Genomic DNA, 24,496 nt, shown 5'->3' with positions numbered 1-24,496 from the left:
ATTATTCGACTTTTACAGAAAGAAATCACATGTAAGGGGACGGTGAAGATATGCAAAAATAGAGACACATCAGGAATCAATTAGCGATAAGGAGGGGCAGGGATGGAGCAGACGATTGTTCGCATGGAAGGCGTAGAGAAGCATTTCGCTGGCGTTCATGCCTTGAAGAGCTGCCGATTCGAGCTTCGTGCCGGCGAGGTTCACGCGCTTGTCGGCGAGAACGGCGCGGGCAAGTCGACGATGATGAAGGTGCTGACCGGCGTCTACCGGATGGATGAAGGAAGCATCGTCTACAAAGGCCAGGACGTGCAAATCGCAGATACGAGAGCTGCCCAGAAGCTGGGAATCGGAATGATTCATCAGGAGCTTAATCTGGCTCAAGATTTGACGGTAGCCCAGAACATTTTTATCGGCAAGGAGCCGCGAGGAAAGCTTCGCTTTTGGCTCGATGACAAGGAGATGAATAGGCAGACCGCCTTGCTGCTGAAGCAGATGAAGCTGGACATCGATCCGACGACGCCGGTGTCGAAGCTGACGGTAGCCAAGCAGCAGATGGTGGAGATCATCAAAGCGATCTCTTACGATTCTCAGGTGCTTATAATGGACGAACCGACGGCCGCGCTAAGCGACTCCGAGATCGATGAGCTGTTCCGCATGATTGCGCAGCTGAAGGAGAAGGGTGTCGGCATCGTCTACATCTCCCATCGGATGGCGGAGCTGAAGCGAATTACGGACCGGATTACGGTCATGCGTGACGGCACGTATATCGACACCGTCGATACAGCCGCTGTCAGCATCGACCGAATCATTGCGATGATGGTCGGGAGGGAAATCTATCAACCTGCGAGGCCAGACAGGCAAGCCGCAGAGCAGCTTGAGAAAGTGCTCGAGGTTCGGGGACTGTCGCGAAAGAACGTGCTTCATGATGTCAGTTTCTCGCTGGCTAAGGGAGAAATTCTGGGCGTCGCGGGACTGGTCGGAGCAGGTCGAACGGAGACCGCACGCGCGATCTTCGGCGCTGATCCGATCGATGCCGGCGAAATCTACGTGCACGGCCGCAAGGTGCGCATAACCGGGCCGCATCAAGCGGTAAAGCACGGCATCGGTTATTTGTCCGAGGATCGGAAGCACTACGGCTGCCTGCTGGATATGGATGTGAAGACGAACATAGCGCTTGCGGCGCTTGGCCGATTCAAGAATGCGCTCGGCTTCATGAGCGACAGGCGGATGGCTCGAATATCAGATCAAGTCATCGACGATTTGCGCGTGAAGACGCCGGGAATCGCACAGAAGATGAAGTTCCTGTCCGGCGGCAACCAGCAGAAGGTTATTATCGGCAAATGGCTGACGCGGGATTGCGATATTCTCATCTTCGACGAGCCGACACGAGGAATCGATATTGGGGCCAAAAACGAAATTTATAAGCTGCTGGAAGGTCTAGCGGCGGAGGGCAAGTCGATTATAATGATCAGCTCGGAGCTGCCTGAGATTCTGCGGCTGAGTCACCGTATTGTTGTGATGTGCGAAGGCAGAATTACGGGAGAGCTTATGAATGATCAACATGCCTCGCAAGAAAGGATTATGACGTATGCGACAGATCGAGTCAGCTAAGCGCCAGGCAGAAGGGGGATATCTTGCAATGAGAAATGCTACAATGGCCGGCGGCGTCAAACCAAAGTTCGCCATTCAATCCGGACTGCAGCAATTATTGGCATTCGGCAGCTTAATTCTATTAATTGTTTTTTTCTCCATCGCGTCGAGCAATTTTTTCGTATTCTCTAACCTGGTCGGCATTCTGCTATCGACTGCGGTAATCGGTGTACTCGCGCTTGGATCGACGTTCGTTATCGTTACAGGCGGCATCGATCTGTCGGTAGGTACGGTAATGACGCTCTGTTCGGTCATGACAGGGGTATTCATTACGATGTGGGGGCTGCCGGTGTGGGTCGGCATCCTCGGCGGATTGCTTACCGGGGCCGTATGCGGAATGATGTCCGGGCTCGTGATTGCGAGGTTAGGCATACCGCCTTTCATTGCCACGCTGGCGATGATGATGATTGCCAAAGGGCTGGCGCTTGTTATCTCGGGCACGAAGCCGGTGTACTTCACGGAGACGCCTGTATTTATGAAGATCTCGCAAGGCTCACTGCTGGGAGCCGTCATTCCCGGCTTCGATATTCCGAATGCCGTTCTTATTTTCTTCCTCGCTGCGATTATCGGAAGTCTTCTGCTCTCCCGAACGATTGTGGGCCGTTACAACTTCGCAATCGGCAGCAACGAAGAGGCGACGCGCCTCTCCGGTGTCAATGTGCGCAATTGGAAAATCGCCATCTATACGATTACCGGCACATTCACAGGTATAGCCGGCATTCTAATGGCTTCGCGCCTCAATTCGGCGCAGCCGTCGCTCGGCATGGGCTACGAGCTGGAAGCAATCGCGGCGGTTGTCATCGGCGGCACATCGCTTAGCGGCGGGAAGGGCACGATCATCGGCACAGTCATCGGAGCATTAATTATGAGCGTCCTGACCAATGGGCTTCGCATTCTGTCCGTACCGCAGGAGTGGCAGACGGTCGTTGTCGGCTTTGTAATCCTGCTCGCTGTCTACGCGGATAACTTGCGCCGGCGCAAAGCTTAACGGCAACAACCATTCAATAACCATTCATTCAAACAAAGGGGTAGTGAACAATGAAAAAGGGTTTGTTTATGTTGGTACTCGCGATTGTTATGGTCATTAGCGCATGCGGTTCGAACGGCAATGGAGGCAACAGCGGGAATAATGGCAATGAGCCGGCGGCAACGACCGCACCCAAGACGGAGACGGATAACGGCGGCAAGGATGCGCAAGCGGAGAAAATGTACATCCCGATCGTATCCAAAGGCTTTCAGCATCAATTCTGGCAAGCGGTGAAGAACGGAGCGGAGAAGGCTGCTGCTGAACTGGGCGTAGAAATCACGTTCGAAGGACCGGAAACAGAGTCGCAGGTCGATAAGCAGCTGGAAATGCTGCAGGTCGCGCTGGATAAGAAACCGAGCGCAATCGGTTTCGCTGCCCTCGACAGCCAAGCTTCCATTCCGCTGCTGCAGAAAGCGAAGGATGCCGGTATTCCGGTCATCGCATTCGACTCGGGCGTGGACAGCGACATTCCTTCCAGTCTCGTCACAACGGACAACGTTGCCGCAGCGGGCATGGCCGCGGACAAGATGTCTGAGCTGATTGGCGGAGAAGGAGAAATAGCGGTTATCGTTCACGACCAGACGAGCCGCACGGGCATCGACCGCCGCGACGGCTTCGTGAACCGAATCAAGGAGAAATATCCGAACATCAAGATCGTCGACATTCAATATGGCGGCGGCGATCATTTGAAGTCGACCGACCTTGCGAAGGCGATTATGCAGGCGCATCCGAATCTGAAAGGGTTCTTCGGTGCTAACGAGGGATCGGCAATCGGTGTTATCAACGCCGTAACGGAAATGAAAGCCGAAGGGAAAATTACCGTTATTGGCTACGATTCCGGCAAAGCGCAAATTGACGCAATCAAGAGCGGTTTGATGGCTGGGGCCATTTCGCAGAACCCTGTCGGCATCGGCTATGAAACGGTCAAAGCAGCCGTGGCAGCGTCCAAAGGCGAGACAGTGGCGGCGAAGATCGACAGCGGTTTCGTCTGGTTCGACAAGACGAATATCGATAGCGAGGAAGTTAGAGCCGTTATTTACGAGTAACCCATATAATCAGAACGACAGCAAAGAAGCTGCAGACACGCGCCCGATGCGCGGTTCTGCAGCTTCTTTCTTGCTGTCTTTATTATTATTGAGCAGCTGTGCCAGCGTCTGCTTGAGCAGGCGGCGGCGTCGGCATTGTATTCGAGATCTTCGCTTTCTCGCGAATTTCAGTCATCCATGCTTGGGACAGGCCGCTTGCTTCTTGAGCGACAAGCGTCTTACGAATTTCTTCTTTCTTCTCGTCGAGTGCTGGGTACGTACCCAATTTCTCTTCCGTTTTCTTGATTATGTGGAAGCCGAAGCTCGATTGAACAACGCCGCTCAGCTCGCCGACTTTCAGTGCGAAGGCTGCTTCGCCGAAGGCAGGGTCCATGTCAGCCTTCTTGAAGAAGTCAAGGTCTCCGCCGTTTGCTGCCGAAGCCGTATCCGTCGATTTTTCCTTGGCAACGGTAGCGAAATCCGCGCCGCCTTTCAATTGAGCAAGGATAGCATCCGCTTCTTCTTGCGTCGCTACTAGGATATGCGATGCGCGAATCGTTGTTGGCGTATCCGTGAACGTATCTTTGTTCGCTTCGAAGTATTGGGATATTTCTTCATCCGTTACTTCTGTCTTAGGCTCTAGAATCTTCGAAATCGTCAATTGGAACTTCGTATCGCGAGTCAGGCTTTCTTCCGTCATGCCGTATTGCGATAATACGGATTGGAATTCCTCAGGCGTGCCAAAGTTGGCTTTGATTTTCTCGATCTCAGCAGTAATCTCTGCGTCCGTTACTTTCACGCCGGCTGCATCCGCTTCTTGCTGTATCAGCTCTTCTGTAATCAGGTTGTCCAATGTAGTTGGACCGCCTGCATCTACGAGCGCGTCATACAGCCTGCTCTGCGGGATATCTTGTCCATTGACGGTTGCAACAGAGCCGCCATTGCTTCCGAATGGAGGCTTGATAAGAACAATGACAAGCGCAACAGCCAATATGGCGGATACGATCATCCATCCTTTGCCGCCGCCAGTCTTTGGCGCGTCGGATACTTGTCCCGCTGCGTTCAGCGGCACAACCTCTGCAGCTGCTGCGGCTTGTTGATCAGCATCATCCTCATAGGCTTCCTCGGCTTCTTTCCCAAGGTCGAGTTCCTCTTGACCTTCGGCTTGCTCGAACAGCTCGTCCTGCTGTTCGTTCTCTTGCGTGAATTGCTCTTCCTTCGCAGCCGTTACTTTTTCTTCGTCTTTTTTGGACTGCGATTCATTGTTATTCATTGGATAAACTCCCTTCAATCTTCCTGTCATTTACCTACTATAACAAATCGTTTAGCAAAATACCTTAATCTAAAATAAAAATATTGCTTGCAACAATTGTCGTTTCATATTAATTGTATAGTATGTAAGACATGCTGTTGACGAGTTAACAGCTTTACGGAGGGATCAATTGTTCATACTGCGAGGGTATTATGACGGCTGGATTGTAACATTGTCATTTTTGATAGCGCTATTCGTAGCTTATTCCGCGCTTAATCTCACTTTTAAAATAACGAGCACCTCAGGGAAATCGCGATTGGGTTGGCTTATTGCGGCTTCTTTCGTCATGGGCAGCGGCATTTGGGCGATGCATTTCGTCGGCATGCTTGCTTTCCATTTGGAGCTTCCTGTTCATTATGATGTCCGCGAGACTAGTATTTCCGTTTTTGCCAGTATTATCGGTTCGTTTGCCGCATTTTATTTGACGATGACAAGGCAAGCAACGAAGCGGCGGCTAGCGCTTGGCAGCCTCATCATGGGGGCTGGCATTGTTGCGATGCATTTCATCGGTATGTCCGCTATGCGCGCGCCAGCCACAACAATTACCTATAAGCCGCTTATATGGGCGGTGGCGGCATTGTTTGCCGTCGTTGCTTCGTACGCTGCGCTGTATATTTTCACGAAGTTTCGCCGAGACACGAACCGGGGCTGGCCGAAGTGGGGGGCATCCGCATTAATGGGTTTGGCGGTTTGCGGGATGCACTATACGGGTATGAGCGCGGCTGAGTTCTGGTGCGGCGACGATGAGCTGTTAATGAGGGTTTCGAAAGTTGGAGTCGACCTCGTATTGCTTATTTCGATTACCCTTGTGATGCTTATGATTATGATGGTTACCTGGATTGCGCTTTACGTGGATCGGACGCTGCTGGAACGGATGGCTTTCAGCGATCCGCTTACGGGTTTGCATAATCGGCATGCGATGAATCATCATTTTGACCAAAAGCTCGGAGATTCATCTCAAAGCGCGGTGCTCTTCCTCGATCTCGATCAGTTCAAGCTCATTAATGATACGCTTGGCCATGACATAGGCGATCTGCTTATCCAAGAGGTGGCTTCTCGTCTGCAGAAGTTTCTTGGACAGGACAGATATGTGTTCAGGCTTGGGGGTGACGAGTTTCTACTGTTGGTTAATGAGATGAAGCAAGAGGCGATAGAAACGATGGCGCTGCTTATATTAGAAGAAATACGAAAAGTATATGTTCTGGAGGGCAACGAACTGTACATCACAGGCAGTATCGGTATCAGCTTCGCGCCGCAGCATGGCAAGGATCGTTCGACCCTGCTGAAGGCAGCCGACACGGCGATGTACCAGGCTAAGCGTCTTGGCAAAAATCAATTCTGCTCCTTCAATATCGACTTGGAACAGAAGCTGATCCGCAGAATGGAGATTGAGAAGGGGCTGCGAAGCGCGCTTGCTTCCGAGCAGCTCGCTTTGCATTACCAGCCGAAGTGGAATTCGGAACGCAATTGCCCGGTTGGCTTCGAGGCGCTTCTGCGATGGAATCATCCGAAGTATGGTCTCATTGCGCCGAATGAGTTCATTCCGATTGCGGAGGAAACGGGCCTTATTGTCGGCATGACACGGTGGGTACTGGAGCGGGCTTGCATCGATTGTAAAGAGTGGAATATGCGAACGGACAATAAACTGGGCGTATCCGTTAATCTGTCAATCAACGTATTCGAGAGCAAGAACTTAATGGACATGATTACGGCTGCCTTGCAGCGTGCGACGCTTGCGCCGGAAATGCTTGAGCTGGAAATTACAGAATCGATCGTAATGAAGGATGCGCCCGATGTTATACGTCAACTGCTCCCGCTTCAGGAGATGGGCGTGACGATCTCGATGGATAACTTCGGTTCGGGTTATTCGTTCCTCGGGGCGATCGATCAGATTCCGTTCCATACGCTTAAGATTGACAAGCATTATATGCAGGAGAGCGACTCTCCGTCTAAGCGGGCGATCGTCAATACAATCATTACGCTCGCGAATCAACTGAATTTGGAGCTGGTGGCGGAAGGAGTCGAAACGGAGCAGCAGCTCGACTTCTTACGGGCGGCAGGATGCACAGTCATGCAGGGCTACTATTTCAAGAGGCCGATGCCCCGCGAGGAGCTTGATCGCTGGCTGTTCAGCTTGAAGCAAGAGGCTGTGTAATCTTTTGTTTATCGAATACGACAGGGATGGTATGATAACCATATCTAGGTAAAATATGTTCGCAATTTGCTGAAAGCTATCGATTTGGAATGAAATGCGCCTTGCCACTTAATAGACGACGATTGAAGTGTAGGAGGTATCAGCTTGCGCAAAAATGCGGGGGTATTCGCAGGTCTCTTATTGTCGATGCTTGTACCGTGGCTTGGCTATTTATGGCTGAGATCAACGGCTCTCGACAAATTATTTCAGGCGCCGAATGAGCATTTTTACATGGTTAGTCTCGTATCCTTGTTTGCGCTGCTCCTAGCGGTTGCAGTTGGCATCGTCGCAATCAGGCAGAGAAACATCAAGATAAGCTTCCTATCCTTATCCTATGTCTCGCTTGCCGCGCTATTCGTCTTGCATGGCATGTCTACACCCGGCTTTCTTATGCATCATTCCACCATCGCCGGCAATGCCGCGCAGCTGAGTGTTTTAATCGCAGTAATATGGCTATGGCTCTCCTCCTTGTCAGCAGATTTATTCATTATAAAATGGTTTGCGAAGTGGCAGCGCTGGCTGCTTCCTGTATGGGTTGTTGTTCTAGCAGCAATCTGCTTTACGATATGGAATTACCCTGATCTGCTCCACGCTGCCCACTTGAAGGAGAACCCCATCAAATGGGTTGTCAGCGCATTTATTGTGGTGATGAATCTATGGACCATGTACCGCTATCTTCAAATCTACTTATCCTCGCGTTTTCCCTTACAGCTTGCTATTGTATACAGCGCCGGTTGGATGATCATTGCGCAGCTCATTATCGTGACCGGTGAAACATGGAAGGCAAGCTGGTGGCTCTATCACTTCATGCTGCTAGCATCCGTCATCGTAATGGTAGGCGGTATTGTTAGACAATATATGAGCTCCAAGTCTATTACGTCGTCGGTGAAGCTGTTATTTCGGGCAAATCCGAGAGATTGGATCAATACGCATATGTCGCCCAGCGTCAAAGAGTTGATTATGACAACAGAAGCGAAGGACTCCTATACAGCAGGTCATAACTATCGCGTTGCGCTCTACGCGCTCAAGCTTGCAGAAGAGCTTGGCCTGTCAAGAATTGAGCTGCGAGCTATCGCACAGGGCGGACTCGTTCATGATGTGGGCAAGCTTCGGATATCCGATCGCATCTTGAATAAGCCGGGTAAGCTGACGCCTGAGGAAAGGCTCGTTATCGAGCAGCATCCCGTCACGGGGTACGACTTATGCAGGCGCCTTGGCTTTATGCCCGAGGAGCTGGGTATTATTAGGTCACATCATGAGAAGTGGGACGGCAGCGGCTATCCCGATCAATTGGCCGGCGACCTCATACCGCTGCTAGCTCGCGTGACAGCTGTTGCAGACGTATATGATGCGTTAACGTCCTCCAGGTCATACCGGAAGGCAATGTCCCATGAGGCGGCAATGAAAATTATTGAAGCGGAGAGCGGCATCCATTTTGATCCAAAATGCGTGGAGGCATGGGTAAGACTCGTTGCCGAGCAACCTGAATTTTTCAAAGAAACGCTTCGCAATACGCCTCATCTGAAGCTTGATCGCAAGCTGGCGAAATAATAGATTACATACCGCAGACCTATTTGACCTGCTTGGACGCGGGAGATATGCTATTCATGTAGGATCAATATTCCAATCAGCGGATGGAGGAATACAGGAAAATGACTTATGTGCCAGCAAGTAACCGATATGAAAACATGAAATATAACCGCGTAGGGCGGAGCGGCCTGAAGCTTCCGGCAATATCGCTGGGCCTATGGCATAACTTCGGCGGAGGCGACCGTTACGAGAATGGACGGGCGATGGTTCGCCGCGCATTCGACCTCGGCGTTACGCACTTCGACCTGGCGAACAACTACGGACCGCCGCCGGGCTCGGCGGAAGAGACTTTCGGACAAATTCTGAAGCATGACCTGGCTGATTATCGCGATGAGCTCATTATATCGACAAAAGCCGGCTATCATATGTGGGAGGGCCCATACGGGGATTGGGGATCGCGCAAATACATGCTGTCGAGTCTCGATCAAAGTCTTAAGCGGATGAAGCTGGATTATGTGGATATTTTCTATTCGCACCGCCCAGACCCGAATACGCCGCTCGAAGAAACAATGGGCGCGCTCGATCATGCGGTACGTCAAGGTAAAGCACTGTATGTCGGCATCTCCAATTACAGCGCTGAGCAGACGGCCCGCGCTTCGGCCATACTGAAAGAGCTCGGAACGCCTTGCCTCATCCATCAGCCGTCGTACTCCATGTTTAATCGCTGGATTGAGAACGGGCTGCAGGATGTGCTTGATGAAGAAGGGATCGGCTCGATCGTGTTCTCGCCGCTTGCCGGCGGCGTATTAACGAATCGTTATTTGAACGGTGTTCCTTCAGATTCGCGCGCGGCTGGTCCAAGCGTCTTTCTGAAGAGCGATCAAATTACGGAGAGCAAGCTGCAGAAGGTTAAGCTGCTTAATGAGATTGCTGGAGAGCGCGGTCAGACGTTGGCCCAAATGTCGCTTGCATGGGTGCTTCGAGGCGGAAGGGTAACGACTGCCTTAATCGGCGCCAGCCGTACCGAGCAGATTGATGATTGTGTTGCAACGCTTAATAGACTGGATTTCAGCGATTCTGAGCTTGATCGCATCGAATCCATATTAGCTGCCGAATAGATAGAAACATATGAAGCCGGGAGGCCTGTCTGATCAATTGGACAGCTTCTCGGTTTTTTTTTGGAGTAGTTGTTATCCTTTCATTTCTAAAACTCTTTATATAGTTCAATATCCTAATTAAAGGTATAATGAGATTGTGCATTTTGGGCGTTATACATAAGCAGACGGGTTGAGAGGAGAAAGACACTTGAATAAAATGTCTTTACGGACCAAAGGGCTATGTTTAATCATTCTGATTTCATTATTTCCGTTGTTGTTGGCAGGGATAGGCAACTACTCTGCAGTGAAGCAGTCAATGATGGCATCGGCGTTCGAGAAGGCGAGCAGCCAGCAGAGTTCTCAAGCGAATGACTTGGCTTCGTGGATGGCGATCCGCAAGGCCGAAGTGCTGGTGATGAGTCGCACCGACGCCGTAAGGTTCGGCAAGGACGACACGCGTCTGCCCTATTTTGAGCGTGAGCTGATTAGGAGCGGATTCGTTTATTACTCGATGGGTTATGCGGACAAGGATGGTCTAGTATTGCGTACCGATGGCGAGCGGCGGAATATTAATAACGAACCCTTCTTTCAGGACGCGATCAGAGGCAAGGTAGTTATTACCGATCCGTACACGCCTTCCTTCTCCGATCTGAAGCAATTATTGATTGTCGTACCGGTGTATGGCACGCAGAACGAAGTGCAAGGGGTTGTTTACGCATCGATCCTATTCTCGGCTATCGATCATTTTCTAGAGAAGAAGAGCGATCAATCCGTTCTCTATTTGTATAACGACAATGGCAGCCTTATATATAATTCAATTTCCGGCGTTACCGAGAATGTATCGCTCTATGATAAAGGCGGAAGCTTGGAGTCTGTTGCGGATGAGCTTACCTCGTCTAATCAGGGCTATGTGCAAATAAGCGAGCAGGCGGAGCAGTATGCGCTATTCTATACCAAAGTTGAGGAGACGCCATGGCGGCTAGCGCTTCGCGAGCCGGCATCCAAGCTGGAGGCTATGCTCAGCCCTATCTTCTGGCGCATCTTCATGACGATTGCTGTATCGGAAGCGATTATTGCCGTATCGTTCTACATGTATTTCGAACGTATTATTAAGCGGCTGGAACGTATTCTTGTCGTTACGGAGCAAGCCGCGAGCGGCAATTTCGAATCGAATCATTTGGCCGCAACGCCGAATGACGAGGTCGGTCAGTTAGCCCATTCAGTTAATGGCATGATGGAGCATCTGCAGGAGATGTTCGATCGTCTTGAGGCGATTATTAATCAAAATCAGTATTCGTTTATCGTGCTTGACGATCAATACCGCGTCACTTATCTCAACAAGACGGCAGAGGATATGCTCGGTTACAAGACGGAGGAGTTAATGGGCTGGGCTACGCCGCTGGTGTTCATGGATATGGAGGAGATCGAGAGGGAAGCTGCCAAGCTGACGGAACGGTTGGGACGAGAGGTACAGCCGGGGATGGAAGTATTCAAGGAGCTGCGCAATGAAAACTTCTCTTATGAAAGAGAGTGGACATTCATCAGCAAGGACGGCAAGCGTATTCCTACTCTTCATAGCTCGAACGGCTTGCGCGACCGCAATGGCCGATTCTCTGGCGTCGTAGGGATGGTATCTAATATTACGGAGCGGAAGCAAGTGGAGAAGTCCCGCAATCGGCTGCTGGAAATCGTTGAATCGGCTAAGGACTTGATCGCTTCGGTTGATACGGAAGGTAACGTGATTTACTTGAATCGTGCCGGGAAGGAAATACTCGGGATCACAATCGAGGATGATTCTCCTGAATTAGTAGAGGAGCATGTAAAGCCCGCCGTATACGAGGAATTGACGCGGGGGGCTGCTCTTGCCGCTGAACACGGCTTTTGGGAGGGCGGCGCGCAATTGGCAAGGAAAGACGGCGAACCGCTTCATGTATCGATGGTCGTTGTCGCGCATCAGGATATTACGACAGGGGAGAGATTTTTCTCCTGTATCGCCCGTGATATATCGGAGCAGATACATGTGCAGGATGAATTGATTCGGGCAACGGAGGAAGCAGAAGAGGCGAATCAATCGAAAAGCCGGTTTTTGGCGCTTATGAGTCATGAGATTCGAACCCCGCTTAACGGCATTGTAGGGCTCACCCATCTCATGAGAAAGACAGGGCTGTCTTCCTCGCAGAAGGATTATATGGACAAGATGCAGACGTCGTCGGAGACGCTGCTGCGCATCATTAATGATATTCTAGACTTCTCCAAAATTGAAGCCGGCAAAATCGAGGTTGAGCGGCTGCCCTTCCAGCCGGATGAGCTGTTTAGCCGACTGGCGGACCAGCTTAGCGTATTCATGGGCGGCAAGGAGCAGTTCGAATTTATTATTGAGTCGTCCGAGCATATGCCGCAGACGGTCATAGGCGATGCGATGCGACTTGAGCAAGCGCTGCTTAATCTATGTATTAACGCGATTAAGTTCACAAGCAAGGGTCGTGTGAAGCTTGAGGTCGAGCAGCTGCAATCGACGGGAGATACCGTGCAGCTTAGGTTTGCGATATCGGATACCGGTATCGGGATGTCGAAGGAGCAGCTAGATAAACTATTCATGCCCTTCACGCAAGCAGACGGATCTACGACGCGGAAGTTCGGGGGAACGGGACTGGGGCTCGTCATTTCGAAGAGCTTCATCGAGCTGATGGGCGGCAAGCTGAAGGTTGAGAGTACGCCGGCAGTTGGCAGCCGCTTCTACTTCACTTTGTCGTTCCCAATCATTCATCATTATGCGCAGAGCTCATGGCAGCTTAGCGCCGACATGATCGAACAGCCGGTATGGATTGTTGAGGATGACGCAGAGATGCTGGCGCATTGGAGCGGCATGATGGAGGCGTTCGGAATGGCGCCTGTCGCTTTCAAATCATGGAAAACGACGAAGGAAAGGCTTCTTCGAACAGGGGCGGGCACGCTTCCTAAGCTCATCATTCTCGATATGGAAATGCCGGATATGTATGGGGTAGAGACTTGGCTGGAGTTCCACCGTGTCGCAGAAGAAAGAGGTGTAAGAACCATTGCCATGACGACCTCTTACGGGCGGGATGAAATGCTCCAATTGCCGGATTCGCAGCGTCCCGTTACCTTGCTTATTAAGCCGTTGACGCGCGCAAGCTTGCAGCGTGCACTTAGCGGACTTGATGAGAAGCGCGGTCCAGGTACGGAGCTATTGCCGTATGGCAGGGAAGTCGCGGCTGCAAGCGAGGCAGTAAGGGTGGGCAGGGCCAGAATATTGCTAGCCGAGGACAACAAAATCAATCAGCTCGTCGCCCTCGAAATATTGAAGGCCAGCGGCTATGAAGCGGGCTTGGCCGAGAATGGGCAGGAGGCGCTGAATAAGCTGGACGAAGAGCATTGGGATCTTGTTCTGATCGATATTCATATGCCGGTCATGGATGGTTCCGAGGCGGTGCGGATTATACGCGAACAGCCTAGATTCAGTAAGCTTCCGATCATTGCGGTAACGGCCAATGCGCTCAGACAAGACCATGAGCAGTACTTGAAGCTGGGAATGAACGGGGTTGTGACGAAGCCGATTGATGCCGAGCGTCTGCAAAATGTAATTACGTATTGGCTGGCGCAGGCCGGCAAAGACAAGCTGCTGCCTCCCGGCATATGGGAAGAAGATTTAATTGAAGCAGAGAACAGCAAGAGCAAGCAGGAGAAGACCCAGCTGGTGCTGCCGGAAGTGAAAGGAATGGATGTGCCGAGCGCTTTGGCCCGGGTGAACGGCAAGCTTCCGATCTTTATTCATATGTTAGAACAGTTTAGAAGGGATTACCTATCATTCTGTGAACAGTTGCGGTTGATGGTATTGCAGGAGGACCTATCCACCGCGAAGAGAATGGTTCATACGCTGAAGGGAGCGGCTGGTTATTTGTCGGCGGGGGAACTGTCAGCATCTGCAGCCGAGGTTGATCGCATTCTGAAAGAAGGGCAGCCCGAACCGGGGGAATTACATGCTTCCATTGCCATACTTAATAGGGATCTTACAACTCTTTTGGAAGAGCTTCAAGACGTTCCGGCGCTCTTCGACAGTAAAGCCTAACATTTTTCTAACAAGTTATTGTCCAGATATAATTGGTATTGTATAGTAGAGTTACAAAATATATTCGACAGAAATCTTCAATCCTGAAAAAGGGTGACGACATGTATAAAGTTCTAGTTATTGAAGATGATGTCATGATGAGTGATATGTTGTCTATGTATTTGTCGGAGGAAGGCTACTCCGTTGCGCAGGCGTATCGCGCTGACGATGGGATTAAGCTGGCAGCAGAGTTCGACCCTGATCTAGTGCTGCTCGACCTTATGCTCCCCGACCTAGACGGCATGGAAGTGTGCGCTGTTATTCGCAAACGGTCTAATGTGCCTATTATGATCCTATCGATGAAGAGCGAGGTGTCTGAGCGTGTACAGGCGCTCAAAGCGGGGGCTGACGACTATATGTGCAAGCCCTTCAGCATGCACGAAATGACGGCAAGGGTGGAAGCGTTAATCAGGCGTTCACAGACGACGATATCCGAGACTGTGATGCAGGTAGCTGCAACGAGCGAGATTGCCCTCGACCTTGATCCGATTCAATTGGATTTTGAGAGAAGACTGCTGCTCGTGCGAGGACAATTGGTGGAGACGACTTTTTCCGAGTATGAACTGATGAAGCTGTTTTTGGCTTATCCAGGCAAAGTGTTCAGCAGGGAAGAACTGATTAACACGATTCGAGGCTTCGACTCCTTCGTTACCGATCGCGCTATAGACGTACACATAGTCAATCTTCGGAAGAAGATTGAGCAGAACCCGAAGGAGCCGCGTCTCATTCGAACCGTATGGGGATTTGGTTACAAATACACGGCAGATCACTCGAACATAGGCAAGGAATAAGTTCCCATCTTCTACTAATCACCGAAACTTAATTAGCAAAGAAACCATACCGCGATTCAAGCGGGTGGTTTCTTTTTTTTATCAACATAGTTATTTTTGCTCAAGGGCTATTAGCATGCGGCTGGTTATTCGATAGCAGCGGAGGACCTATTGGAATAAGTCGTTAGGCCTGCCTCTGCGTTTGTTAAAATATCTAACGAAACTCTAAACCCTTCCCATAAATTTCCCTAATAGTTATATGGCAAGATTGCCTTAACGAAAAAAATGTTGAGGCGGTGACCATTGGATGGAGGCATTAACCGGCTTATCTGGACGCAAGGAAGCATTTGCGCAACTGGAATCAGCTGTTCATCTTGCTCGAGTGGCAGACAATAGATTGCTTATTGCACTTGTCGATCTGGATCGGTTTTATCGGTTAAATGAAACAAGAGGACATGAATTTGGCGACGATGTGCTTGGCATTGTTGGGAATCGGCTGTTAGAAACAGGAATTGCTCCTACAACAGTATGCAGAATCGGAGGTAATACGTACATGGTAGCTATGCAGCTTGCACAAGGTACGGATACTTGTCTACATGCTGTGGAAGCAATCAAGCACGCAGTCGAACTCCCGATCGAGGAGAATGGGACTGAGTTATATCTGACCTCCAGCATAGGCGCTGCCATATTCCCGGAGGACGGGCTAGCGAGCGAACAACTCGTATGCCGTGCAGAATCCGCACTCCATCAGTCGAAGAATGAAGGCGGCAATCGCACACAATTTTACAACTCGGACAATACAGATAGATTGCAACGCAGAATTGACATTGAAGCGTCGCTTAGACCGGCATTGTATATGAGGCAGTTTTACCTGGCCTATCAGCCTATCTTCCGTTTAGTGGATGGCAAGATGAGAGGTTTCGAGACGCTCATTCGCTGGAAGCATCCCGAGCTTGGTACGATTAGCCCAGCGGAGTTTATCCCGATTGCCGAACATAACGGGCTTATTGTGCCGATTGGTGAGTGGGTGCTGCGCGAAGCGTGCAAGAGACTTGCCGGCATGCACAAATACGGCTTGGGACCGCTCATCATGTCCGTGAATATATCGCCGGTGCAGCTTCAAGATCCAACGTTTCCGCAGACGGTGCTTCATATTCTTGACGAATACAAAATCCAATACAGCTCGATTGAGCTGGAAATTACGGAGAACGTGACGCTGAAGCATTCCGATACGGTGCTGTCCTCCTTAAGTAAGCTGCGCGGCGCAGGCGTGCGTATCGCGCTGGATGATTTCGGCACGGGCTATTCTTCCCTCAGCAATCTCAAACAGCTTCCGATTCATTGCTTGAAAATCGATAAATCATTCATTAAAGCGATCGATCTGCCAAGCGCGGAGAGATTAATCGTTGAGTCTCTGATTGAGCTTGTTCATAAGCTTGGCCTTGAGGTGATAGCTGAAGGCGTCGAGTACAGAGAGCAATACGATTTGCTTAAGTCTTGGGGCTGCGACTACGTTCAGGGATTCCTGTTCGGCAAGCCTATGGAGCCTGAGCAGCTCGATCTATCGATGATCAAGACAAATGACAAACAAGATCTACCATTTGGCGAGGGAGATGTACATGTTGAAGCAGGGGCTATCAAATAAGACAAAAGGTATTATGAAGGGGAGGTTTCCTATTCGKGGCAAGCTCATGATGTTATGCTTGTCTTTGCTTCTCGTACCAAGCGTTATCGTATCGGTATTAAGCTATCAGGCTGCAACCGATGCATTGAACCACAACGGCGAGGTCATTCTTAAAAATAATGTCAAAAGCACGATACAGTTGATCGCCATGCTGGACGCGCAAGTTAAGGCTGGCGTAGTGGAGAAGGCAGGCGCCGAAGAATTCGTCCGCATGACGATGCTGGGGCCAAAAGGCGAGGATGGCAAACGGCCGATTAATAAAGCGATTGATCTTGGCGAAAGCGGCTATCCGTTCATTATCGATGATAACGGCCTGACGCTGGCGCATCCTTCGATGGAAGGAACGAGCCTTGACGGACTTGAGAATAACAAAGGCGAGCTCGTCCTGGATACCGTGAACCATCTGCCGGTTACCGACGCCTTCGTTGAGACGGCAAAATCCGGCGGTGGTTTCGTATATTACGATTGGCAATTGCCGGGACAGACGGATAAGTACGCATCCAAGGTTACATACATAGAGAAAGATCCGAACTGGGGCTGGAATATAGCGGCCGGCACCTATATGCAAGATTTCAACAGCGGTGCAAGCAAGATCATTAAAGTAACGATTATTACGCTCATCATTACGAGCCTTCTAGGAGTAGCGGCGGCCAGCTTGTTTACGATTAGATTGACGAAGCCGATCAAGCAAGTGTCACAGCGCGCGTCTGAAGTCGCGAAGGGTAACTTGAAATTAGAGCCTATCGTTTGCAAGAGCGGAGATGAGCTTGAAGCGCTCGCAGGCAGCTTCAATGAAATGGTCGTACAGCTGAAGGGCCTCGTCGTCGAGGTTGGTCGGAGCGTCGATCAAGTGGCTGCGTCGTCGGAAGAGCTGATGGCAAGCGGTGAGCAGACGAGTCAAGCAAGCGAGCATATCGCTAATACGGTTCAGCAGGTTGCTGAGGGTGCTGAGAAGCAGTCGTCAAGCGCAGAGGAAAGCTATCAAGTCATTCACGATATGTCGGCTAGCATTCAGCAGATCGCATCCAGTACGGAACAAGCTTCCCATGCGGCCAAATACACGTCGGAGCGTGCAACTGCGGGCAACGATACGCTGGAGCAGGCGGTTACACAGATGGAGTCGATTCAACAGTCCTTCAACAGTCTTGCCGTGGCGGTGCGCGGATTAGGTGCGAGGTCGCATGAAATTGGCAGAATGGTTCAAGTAATAACCGACATATCCGCTCAGACGAATCTTCTGGCGCTTAATGCTTCCATTGAGGCGGCTAGAGCGGGCGAACATGGCAAAGGCTTTGCCGTTGTGGCAGGCGAGGTAAGGAAGCTGGCTGAACAGACGAAAGCGTCCAGCGGTCAAATCGCGACTGTGATTCATGCGATTGGCATCGAAACAGAGCAGGTTGTCAAAGCGATGGATGAGGCAGGCGAAGTAGTAACGCACGGTATCGTCGTTGTCGAAAATGCCGGCGAGATGTTCGATTCAATCCGCGTAGAGGTGCTTCAGGTAGCTCAGCAGATCGATGAGGTTTCCGTAGCGGCTGGTAGTATTGCGGCCGGGACAGAGCAGGTAATGCAGTCCATCAAAGAGGTTGCAAGAGTCGCTGTAGAAGGCGCATCCGGCTCCCAGTCGGTCGCAGCGGCAGCGCAGGAGCAGACGGCTTCGATGGAAGAGATCGCGGCTGCCTCAACGATGCTGGCGCGAATGGCCGAGGATTTGCAGCTTCAAATCAATCGATTCCAAGTGTAGTAGTTTCAATAGGGCTGTCCAGCCGGCGATTGCTTGCCTGCTTGGACGGCTTTTTGCGTTCCTGGGCAAATACTCGCCTAGTCCTGTGACACGCCGAAGTAGTGCTGTAAGGGCATATGTGCGCTAATGGGGAGTAACAAGTGTGTGATTGGTCAGTGTAAGAGCGCATATGTGCTTACAGGCTTCAATGGGCTGGGCGGAACGCAAAGAAACCGCCTTGGCGTCGGCGGCTTTCGCGGATTCGGAATGATATGAAAGAGAGATGATGACATGAAATGCGGTTAATTATAAAGGGTATAAAGTATTGTGAAAATGTTAAGAAACTTCCAAATAAAGCTTTGTGCCGTCCGTGTATTGGAAGATAGCGACGTCGCGTACCATTTCGACGGATTTGATCCGTCTCCACTTTTTGCGGAAGTCGAAATCGAGCTCCATTTGGTGCAATTTATGGTTGAGCTGTTCTACCAATGCTGATTGTTCGTTAGGATAATAGACGGGAACAGAACGTTTTTTGAAGTTAATGATTCGCATCATAACCTCGAACACCTCCGATCATTTTTTCCCATTCTAACGTACAATTTTTAGCGCCTTATGAAACTGCCGTGAGGATTTTGTTTATTTTGCTCATACTTTCCTAATACATTTACGAGCTGGAAAAGCTGCTATATTTTTTCTTATAATAGCCATGCCCGTAATGGCGCTGACTTGGCGGTGGATAGTGCGGTGGACGGTTATGACTTCTTCTATGGTCGCTGCTGCTGTAGTGGTGATGCCTATGGTTTTTTCGGCCGATGAGGGAGTAAAACAAACGCTTTAGCAAATGTCTAATCATCGTTATGACCTCCTGTTCATCCATTTGAAAAGTAGTACGGCGGGGCTGCTCCGAAGTTTCTTGCGAATGGCGGTTTTMTCCTCGACAACAAAAAATAGGCGATGTAAGCTGAGCTTACGGCATATATATAGGCTAACGCATACGCTTACGAAGTAAGTTTGCTACGCAAACTTAAGCACACGCTTACGAAGTAGGTTTGCATTCGCAAACCTTTAAGGAGGGAGTCACCATGCTGCATTCAATCGCTCACAAATGGAGAGAGATGCTTAATCATTGGCGAGATTATCCGCTCCGCGAAGGGAAGAAGTGGAAGGGACGCTACCTTATCGAGCGGTTCCTCGGAATGGGAAGCTACGGTCAGGCATATGCCTGCCTTGATTTGCAGAGCGGTCAATCCGTATTGCTGAAGCGCAGCAAGCCGAGCAAAGGGGAGCTGGGCAGGCGGTTGCTGGAGCGGGAAAGCTTTATTTTGCAGGAGCTGCTGCATCCCCAAATTCCGCGATGGTACGGCTTCGAGAGAATGGCGGGTGAAGACGGCCTCATTATGGAGCTCATCGACGGCAGTTGCCTGGAGGACGAGTTGCAGGAGCACGGCCGCACCTATTCGGCGCTTGAGGCGTTGTGCGTATTGCAAAATCTGCTTCAGCCGCTTAAAGAGCTGCACCGAATGGGGTTCGTGCATCGTGACGTCCGTGTACCGAATGTGCTGTATAAGCAAGGCGTCATGTATTTGATCGACTACGGCTTAGCCTGCCGCATCGGAGAAGAGCTCCCTCAGGAGCTGCGTGAACAGCTTAAGGAGGTAACGACGGGAGATAAGGCGGCGTCCGGCAGTTGGGCGGCCGTGAAGCGGCGAATGCGTGAGCCGAACCCAACGAGCGACCTGTACGGTCTCGGTCATCTGTTCCTCTTCTTGATGTACGCCGGCTTCGAGGCGACAGACGATCTCGAGGAACGCGGCTGGGAGGAGGAGCTGGCGCTTCCCGCGCAAGTCATATCCTTCATTCGCAAGCTGCTTACGTCAGGAGAGGACGGCTATCTATCAGCGGAGCAGTGTGAACAGGAATTAGTGCAGCTCATTGCAGCGCTTAGAGGGCCAAGCAACGTCATCCGGAAGTTAACAAGTAGTAGGCGGCGGTAAGCAGCAGAAGGTGGAGCGGGTAGAAACTTCGCCAAACGATACGCGGTATTTTGATCCGATCGGCGGCTTGAACGAATTCGGGCAAGTAGACGAGCAGCATCGTCGAAGCAAGACTGAATAGTTGAATATACCAGCCCTTATAAAATACGAAGATCGCATTTAGGGCAAAATGCCAAGCTATCATCCAATAAGGAGACGAGTAGCGATATAGGATTACTAGTAATAGGCAATAAGCGCCATAGCTGAAGGGTGATAGCTCAACGAGCAGGATAGCTGATGCAATGACGGCGATCTGCGCAGGCAGCTTTCCCTTCCATCGATCCAAAAGCATGAGCAGCAGCAAGCTGATGAATAACGTGCCGACCGTATTGACTTCCGCTTGCTTGAACAGCATCATATAAGGAATTTGAGAGAGTAGAGCGATAAGTCCGGTACGCTGCAAATAACGATTCACGCTGCGGGTGCGGAAGTAGCCAATCACAAGCGCATAGGCATAGAAGGGCAACGCTAGTCTGCCTAACATCCGCCACTTGGAGTCGTCTGGAAACCAGACGATGCCGATATGATCGATTAACATGGTCAGCATAGCTAAAAATTGCATGGAAACCACCTTTGAACTAAGGTTTTTCCCAGTATAGCATAACCTTGATCGGAATAGAGGGGTTAGAAAAGCCCCCAGCTTCGGCAGTTGGAAGCGGGAGGCTGCGAATCCTATGGAATCTGATCAACGAGCGGACAAGGTTCACAGCCCGGCGTTTTTCTGCAGCCGTCTAGCAATTTCCCGGAAGTCCTCGGCTGAGATACCTGGCGCGAATTCTTCTGGGATGGGTGCTAGATCAGGCATAGGCGCCCCTTGCGGAGCTCCTTGAATGACTTCGAGCTGGGCACCGGTTTGCGGGTTCTGTCCGTTCCATATAAGAACAATATCTTTGTAATCGTTCGGGCTGAACGTATACAGCTTGTTGCCAAGCCCCATCGCCTCGAACTTCCGTGCCGCATCGAAAGCGTTATTGCTTAGATCGGGGATCGGAATGAGCTTCTTCACATCCACGCCTGTCGCAATCTCCAGCGCCTTCGCATAGGCAAGTACGTGAACCCCGCCTCGTACGAGCAAATATCCGATCATCTCCCGCGCTGTCGGGTGATCGGTCATTTCGTATACCCGCATCTTATGCGTCCTGGCACCGCATTCCAGGAAGAAGTTATGCAGCAGGTCCAGCACAAGATTGCCGCTGCTGAACACATTGTCGCCAGTCCATGCTCTGCCCATGGAGTCCCCGGCTAGGGACGTCTGCGCCGTAGCAATGAAGTGATACGTATTGCGTTTATGCACGCCTTCTCTCAGCGGCGTAGAGTCCGGCGGACCAGGCTGGGTGGAGCCGGTCAGCACCATATTGATAGCCGTCGATACGAGCTCGACGTGGCCAAACTCTTCCGCCGTAATGCTGGAGACGAGATCGTAGAACGGCTTAAGCCGTTTGCGATCACGGAAGTTGAATGATTGATACATGTAGTTGTTCAGCGTCGACATTTCGCCGAATTTGCCCCCTAGCAGCTCTTGTACGGCTGCCGCCGCATTGGCGTCTGCGTAGGGGGAGGGAGGCAGCTCGATTTGAAGCTTATTGATCCTCTCGAACAAGGCAGCGCACACCTCTTTCCGTTACGTATTCCTTCCTTGTCATGTGTATGACAGCAGGCGTCGTCGTAGACCTGCAATCTGACAAAATAGGACACGCATTGTCGAATGGCAGTGAGTGAGGGTGTGCGGTCTAGCTATTTCAAAGCGATAACGAGCAAGTCGAATAGGAGCAGTGGAAGGACGGTATTGAATGGACTGTGGAACACACGAGGATCGTGCATGGTGCACTGCAAATGAACGAAGCACGGGTCAACATGTATAATGACGCCCTCGTAGCAACGGCCATCGGACATTTTGACACAGACGTATTTATGCATATGGCTGCCGCACAGGCGCATGACCTTGTCTCGAATGTCGCTAACCGTCGCGGTATGCGCCTTATCGGCCTTGTAGACGATCGTATTGCTTGCCGCCGCTTGCTGTTTTTTGTCGGACAAGGAATTACCCCCATTCGAATCGATTTGTCATATAAGTATGCGCTCGGCCGGCATGTCATGCAGACAGGAAGCGAAAGCTCGGACGAAAAATCGACACAATATAGGAAGCGAAAACCAGCTGCAAATCTATTGACTTTTGTTCTGAAAATTATTATTCTAATAAAGTTGTTTCTTGAAATTGCGAGGTGAAACGGATAACGCCGTCCTTTGGTGGCTAGGCGCGTTTCATTCCGGTGAAATATAAGCCTGTTTATAAGTCGGAAAACTTATAAAGTCTTATATTTTGAGAAAAACAAATGATTTGCTGATGTAGCTCAGGGGTAGAGCAACGCACTCGTAATGCGTAGGCCGGGGGTTCAATTCCCTTCATCAGCATACCTCTTAGTGCGAAGGAGTCTTCTGCGATTAACGCAGGGGGCTTTTTTTATTTTCCGGCAGATGCCGTTCGATTAGACTATTTTTTGATCAGATCGCCAAGGAATCCGAGAAGTTCGGTCATGAAATTGAAAAACGGTCCAAGCCAGTTCCCGCGCCTTCTTTTTGCTCTTCTTGCCATATGTATCCTCCTTCTATGTATCGCTTTTCTAATGACGACAGTCACGGCCGCCGCTTCGGGCGCATACCTTATTACAGCAAACATGAGCTGGGATAAACGATTTCCTGAGCAGCGAGGAGTGACAATATGCCGCGCATACCGAATTTCCCTCCGGCATTGCTGGAGGAGCATCGCATATGGCATCATACGAACCATTTGGCGCCCGGTTCCATGCCGCCGCCAGGTTATGGGGAACGGTTTCTGCGATTTCACCGCGACTATATTAATCGGGTTGCCGGCTGGTATGCCAGCCAGGGCTACGATACGAGAGCGATTGCCGGATGGAACGGAATACCTGACGCCATTAGGCGTGCGCCATGCTACGATGCGGCAGCCGAGCAGCGCGTTACCTATCAGCCGCAATCGTTCCGATCGGCCGATGAGCTGGGCAGCTTCATCGAGATGAACCTGCACGGCTGCCTGCATCCGATGGCAGCGCAGCTGTGGAACAATCCGGAGCTGAACGACTTCGATCTGGCGCCGCGCAATACGGAATTTTATAATATTCATTTTTTGATTGACGGATGGTTTCAGAATTGGGAGCGGGCATGGGGAATGCGCGATTCGGACTCGAATCGCGCGGAAGTGAAGAAAGCTCGCTCTACGTGCAATTGCGGAGCGAGCGAAGGACGTTCGTATAATAAGAAAGCTCGCGCGGAACGAACTGATCTGCTTTCACTACAACATGGGAAGCCAGCAGCGGACCGCCGCCCGGAGGCAGCGCCACGCCAGTCGCCGGCAGCTCTGTCAGCGAGCCCTCGAACAAAGCAAGCAGCATCTCCAGGTCGGCCTCATACACCCCGGCCACTTCTTCGGGCTGCAGCCGAAGTTCGCTCAGAGGCGTCTCGCACACGAGCCCGAATACATCGCTGACCTCACGGTCGATGAACGGAACACCGTTCACGATGCCCTCGCATCGCTCGCGTACCTGACCGAGCGGGATGAGCTGCTCGAGAGGAGCTTGAACGCCAAGCTCCTCATCCAGCTCGCGCACCGCTTCCGCGAGCGTCTCTCCTGCCGTTAGATGACCGGCTGCCGTTATATCGTAGCAGCTTGGGTTCGTATCCTTCGTCGCTTGCCGAAGCTGGAAGCGGACGAAGCGGTTGTCGCCTTCGCGGCGAGTCAGCCAGCAATGGATCGAGCGATGCCAATAGCCCCTCGCATGCGTTTCGGATCGTGTTGCCGTGCCGAGCGGATTCATCTCTTCATCATAGATGTCGAACAGCTCATCAGCCATGCTGTACAGCCTCCAACTGCGAAGTGCAGTGCTTGCAGCGAGTGGCCTTAATCGGAACCATGGACAAGCAGTACGGGCACTCCTTCTCCGTTGGCGCAGCAGGCGCTTCATCCTTTTTCTTCTCCGTACGCCGTAGAACATTAATGACCTTAACCAGCATGAAAATACAGAATGCAACGATTAGGAAGTCGATAAGTACGTTGATGAATTGCCCGTAGGCGATGACTGGTGCGACGAAATCGGCAGGTTTATCATCGAGTTGCTCTTTCGTATACAGCGGAATCTTCAAATGCTTGAAATCAACCCCGCCCAATACTCTCCCAATCGGCGGCATAATGACATCGTTGACAAGCGACGTAACGATTTTGCCGAACGCTCCCCCTATAATAACACCGACAGCCAGGTCGATAACGTTGCCGCGCATGGCGAACTCTTTGAACTCTTTGACGATTTTCA

19 protein-coding genes and 1 tRNA gene are annotated in these 24,496 nt (G+C 51.0%); 12 read left to right on the top strand and 8 right to left on the bottom strand.

Going from position 1 to position 24,496, the window contains the following annotated elements:
• The first annotated feature begins 102 nt into the window (after positions 1–102).
• Genes AC1DF0_RS21000 through AC1DF0_RS20990 form a run of 3 tightly spaced genes read left to right on the top strand, consistent with a single transcriptional unit; the run spans position 103 to position 3,723 of the window.
• Positions 103–1,611 carry a sugar ABC transporter ATP-binding protein gene (locus AC1DF0_RS21000; RefSeq protein ID WP_442048120.1) on the top strand — a complete coding sequence of 503 codons (1,509 nt, stop codon included), beginning with the start codon at positions 103–105 and terminating at the stop codon, positions 1,609–1,611.
• Between the two features lie 28 nt (positions 1,612–1,639).
• The gene (locus AC1DF0_RS20995) at positions 1,640–2,638 is read left to right on the top strand and encodes an ABC transporter permease (protein WP_477575193.1); all 999 of its coding nucleotides are present in this window, start codon (positions 1,640–1,642) and stop codon (positions 2,636–2,638) included.
• A gap of 50 nt (positions 2,639–2,688) precedes the next feature.
• A complete protein-coding gene (locus AC1DF0_RS20990) occupies positions 2,689–3,723 on the top strand; it encodes an ABC transporter substrate-binding protein (RefSeq protein ID WP_442048122.1) in 1,035 nt (344 codons plus the stop codon).
• A gap of 85 nt (positions 3,724–3,808) precedes the next feature.
• On the opposite strand, the gene AC1DF0_RS20985 is transcribed toward AC1DF0_RS20990, so the two are convergent.
• On the bottom strand, positions 3,809–4,975 hold the full coding sequence (locus AC1DF0_RS20985) for a peptidylprolyl isomerase (RefSeq protein WP_477575192.1): 1,167 nt from the start codon (positions 4,973–4,975) through the stop codon (positions 3,809–3,811).
• A 169-nt stretch (positions 4,976–5,144) separates the two neighbouring features.
• Here AC1DF0_RS20985 and AC1DF0_RS20980 point away from each other — a divergent pair, with 169 nt between their 5' ends.
• From AC1DF0_RS20980 to AC1DF0_RS20950, 7 genes are all read left to right on the top strand, one after another.
• The gene (locus AC1DF0_RS20980) at positions 5,145–7,169 is read left to right on the top strand and encodes a putative bifunctional diguanylate cyclase/phosphodiesterase (RefSeq protein WP_477575191.1); all 2,025 of its coding nucleotides are present in this window, start codon (positions 5,145–5,147) and stop codon (positions 7,167–7,169) included.
• Positions 7,170–7,313: 144 nt separating this feature from the next.
• Entirely contained in the window at positions 7,314–8,759 is a 1,446-nt protein-coding gene (locus tag AC1DF0_RS20975) for an HD-GYP domain-containing protein (protein ID WP_477575190.1), read from the top strand.
• A gap of 101 nt (positions 8,760–8,860) precedes the next feature.
• Positions 8,861–9,856, top strand: a complete 996-nt coding sequence (gene mgrA / locus AC1DF0_RS20970) for an L-glyceraldehyde 3-phosphate reductase (RefSeq protein WP_477575189.1) — start codon at positions 8,861–8,863, stop codon at positions 9,854–9,856.
• Between the two features lie 196 nt (positions 9,857–10,052).
• Complete coding sequence (locus AC1DF0_RS20965; RefSeq protein ID WP_477575315.1) at positions 10,053–13,922, top strand: response regulator; 3,870 nt, start codon at positions 10,053–10,055, stop codon at positions 13,920–13,922.
• Between the two features lie 101 nt (positions 13,923–14,023).
• Positions 14,024–14,752, top strand: coding sequence for a response regulator transcription factor (locus AC1DF0_RS20960; protein ID WP_477575188.1), 729 nt, complete (start codon positions 14,024–14,026; stop codon positions 14,750–14,752).
• 286 nt (positions 14,753–15,038) lie between these two features.
• The gene (locus tag AC1DF0_RS20955; protein WP_477575187.1) at positions 15,039–16,376 is read left to right on the top strand and encodes a putative bifunctional diguanylate cyclase/phosphodiesterase; all 1,338 of its coding nucleotides are present in this window, start codon (positions 15,039–15,041) and stop codon (positions 16,374–16,376) included.
• A 46-nt stretch (positions 16,377–16,422) separates the two neighbouring features.
• The gene (locus AC1DF0_RS20950; protein WP_477575186.1) at positions 16,423–18,159 is read left to right on the top strand and encodes a methyl-accepting chemotaxis protein; all 1,737 of its coding nucleotides are present in this window, start codon (positions 16,423–16,425) and stop codon (positions 18,157–18,159) included.
• Positions 18,160–18,474: 315 nt separating this feature from the next.
• On the opposite strand, the gene AC1DF0_RS20945 is transcribed toward AC1DF0_RS20950, so the two are convergent.
• A complete protein-coding gene (locus tag AC1DF0_RS20945) occupies positions 18,475–18,693 on the bottom strand; it encodes a hypothetical protein (RefSeq protein WP_442048130.1) in 219 nt (72 codons plus the stop codon).
• A 527-nt stretch (positions 18,694–19,220) separates the two neighbouring features.
• Here AC1DF0_RS20945 and AC1DF0_RS20940 point away from each other — a divergent pair.
• Positions 19,221–20,132: a serine/threonine protein kinase gene (locus AC1DF0_RS20940; RefSeq protein WP_477575185.1), complete on the top strand. Its 912-nt coding sequence runs from the start codon at positions 19,221–19,223 to the stop codon at positions 20,130–20,132.
• Here AC1DF0_RS20940 and AC1DF0_RS20935 read toward each other — a convergent pair.
• The 3 genes from AC1DF0_RS20935 to AC1DF0_RS20925 all read right to left on the bottom strand — a co-directional run bounded on the left by AC1DF0_RS20935 (position 20,098) and on the right by AC1DF0_RS20925 (position 22,208).
• Positions 20,098–20,733: a TraX family protein gene (locus AC1DF0_RS20935; RefSeq protein WP_442048132.1), complete on the bottom strand. Its 636-nt coding sequence runs from the start codon at positions 20,731–20,733 to the stop codon at positions 20,098–20,100. The two genes, AC1DF0_RS20940 and AC1DF0_RS20935, sit on opposite strands and share 35 nt — an antisense overlap.
• Positions 20,734–20,874: 141 nt before the next feature.
• Positions 20,875–21,771: a manganese catalase family protein gene (locus AC1DF0_RS20930; protein ID WP_477575184.1), complete on the bottom strand. Its 897-nt coding sequence runs from the start codon at positions 21,769–21,771 to the stop codon at positions 20,875–20,877.
• Positions 21,772–21,905: 134 nt separating this feature from the next.
• The gene (locus AC1DF0_RS20925; RefSeq protein WP_477575183.1) at positions 21,906–22,208 is read right to left on the bottom strand and encodes a hypothetical protein; all 303 of its coding nucleotides are present in this window, start codon (positions 22,206–22,208) and stop codon (positions 21,906–21,908) included.
• Positions 22,209–22,511: 303 nt separating this feature from the next.
• On the opposite strand from AC1DF0_RS20925, the gene AC1DF0_RS20920 reads away from it, so the two are divergent.
• Positions 22,512–22,583, top strand: a tRNA-Thr gene (locus tag AC1DF0_RS20920).
• 79 nt (positions 22,584–22,662) lie between these two features.
• Here the strand turns inward: AC1DF0_RS20920 and AC1DF0_RS20915 are convergent.
• The 3 genes from AC1DF0_RS20915 to mscL form a co-directional block, all read right to left on the bottom strand.
• Positions 22,663–23,313: a hypothetical protein gene (locus AC1DF0_RS20915; RefSeq protein WP_477575182.1), complete on the bottom strand. Its 651-nt coding sequence runs from the start codon at positions 23,311–23,313 to the stop codon at positions 22,663–22,665.
• Positions 23,314–23,404: 91 nt separating this feature from the next.
• Complete coding sequence (locus AC1DF0_RS20910; protein WP_477575181.1) at positions 23,405–24,040, bottom strand: NUDIX hydrolase; 636 nt, start codon at positions 24,038–24,040, stop codon at positions 23,405–23,407.
• Entirely contained in the window at positions 24,033–24,464 is a 432-nt protein-coding gene (gene mscL, locus AC1DF0_RS20905) for a large-conductance mechanosensitive channel protein MscL (RefSeq protein WP_442048244.1), read from the bottom strand. Before mscL ends, AC1DF0_RS20910 begins: the two co-directional genes overlap by 8 nt.
• Positions 24,465–24,496: the final 32 nt, after the last annotated feature.

This window comes from Paenibacillus sp. 05T425 (assembly GCF_056396205.1).
The sequence above is the reverse complement of the archived record's forward strand: the minus strand, read 5'-3'. Positions and strand labels throughout refer to the sequence as shown.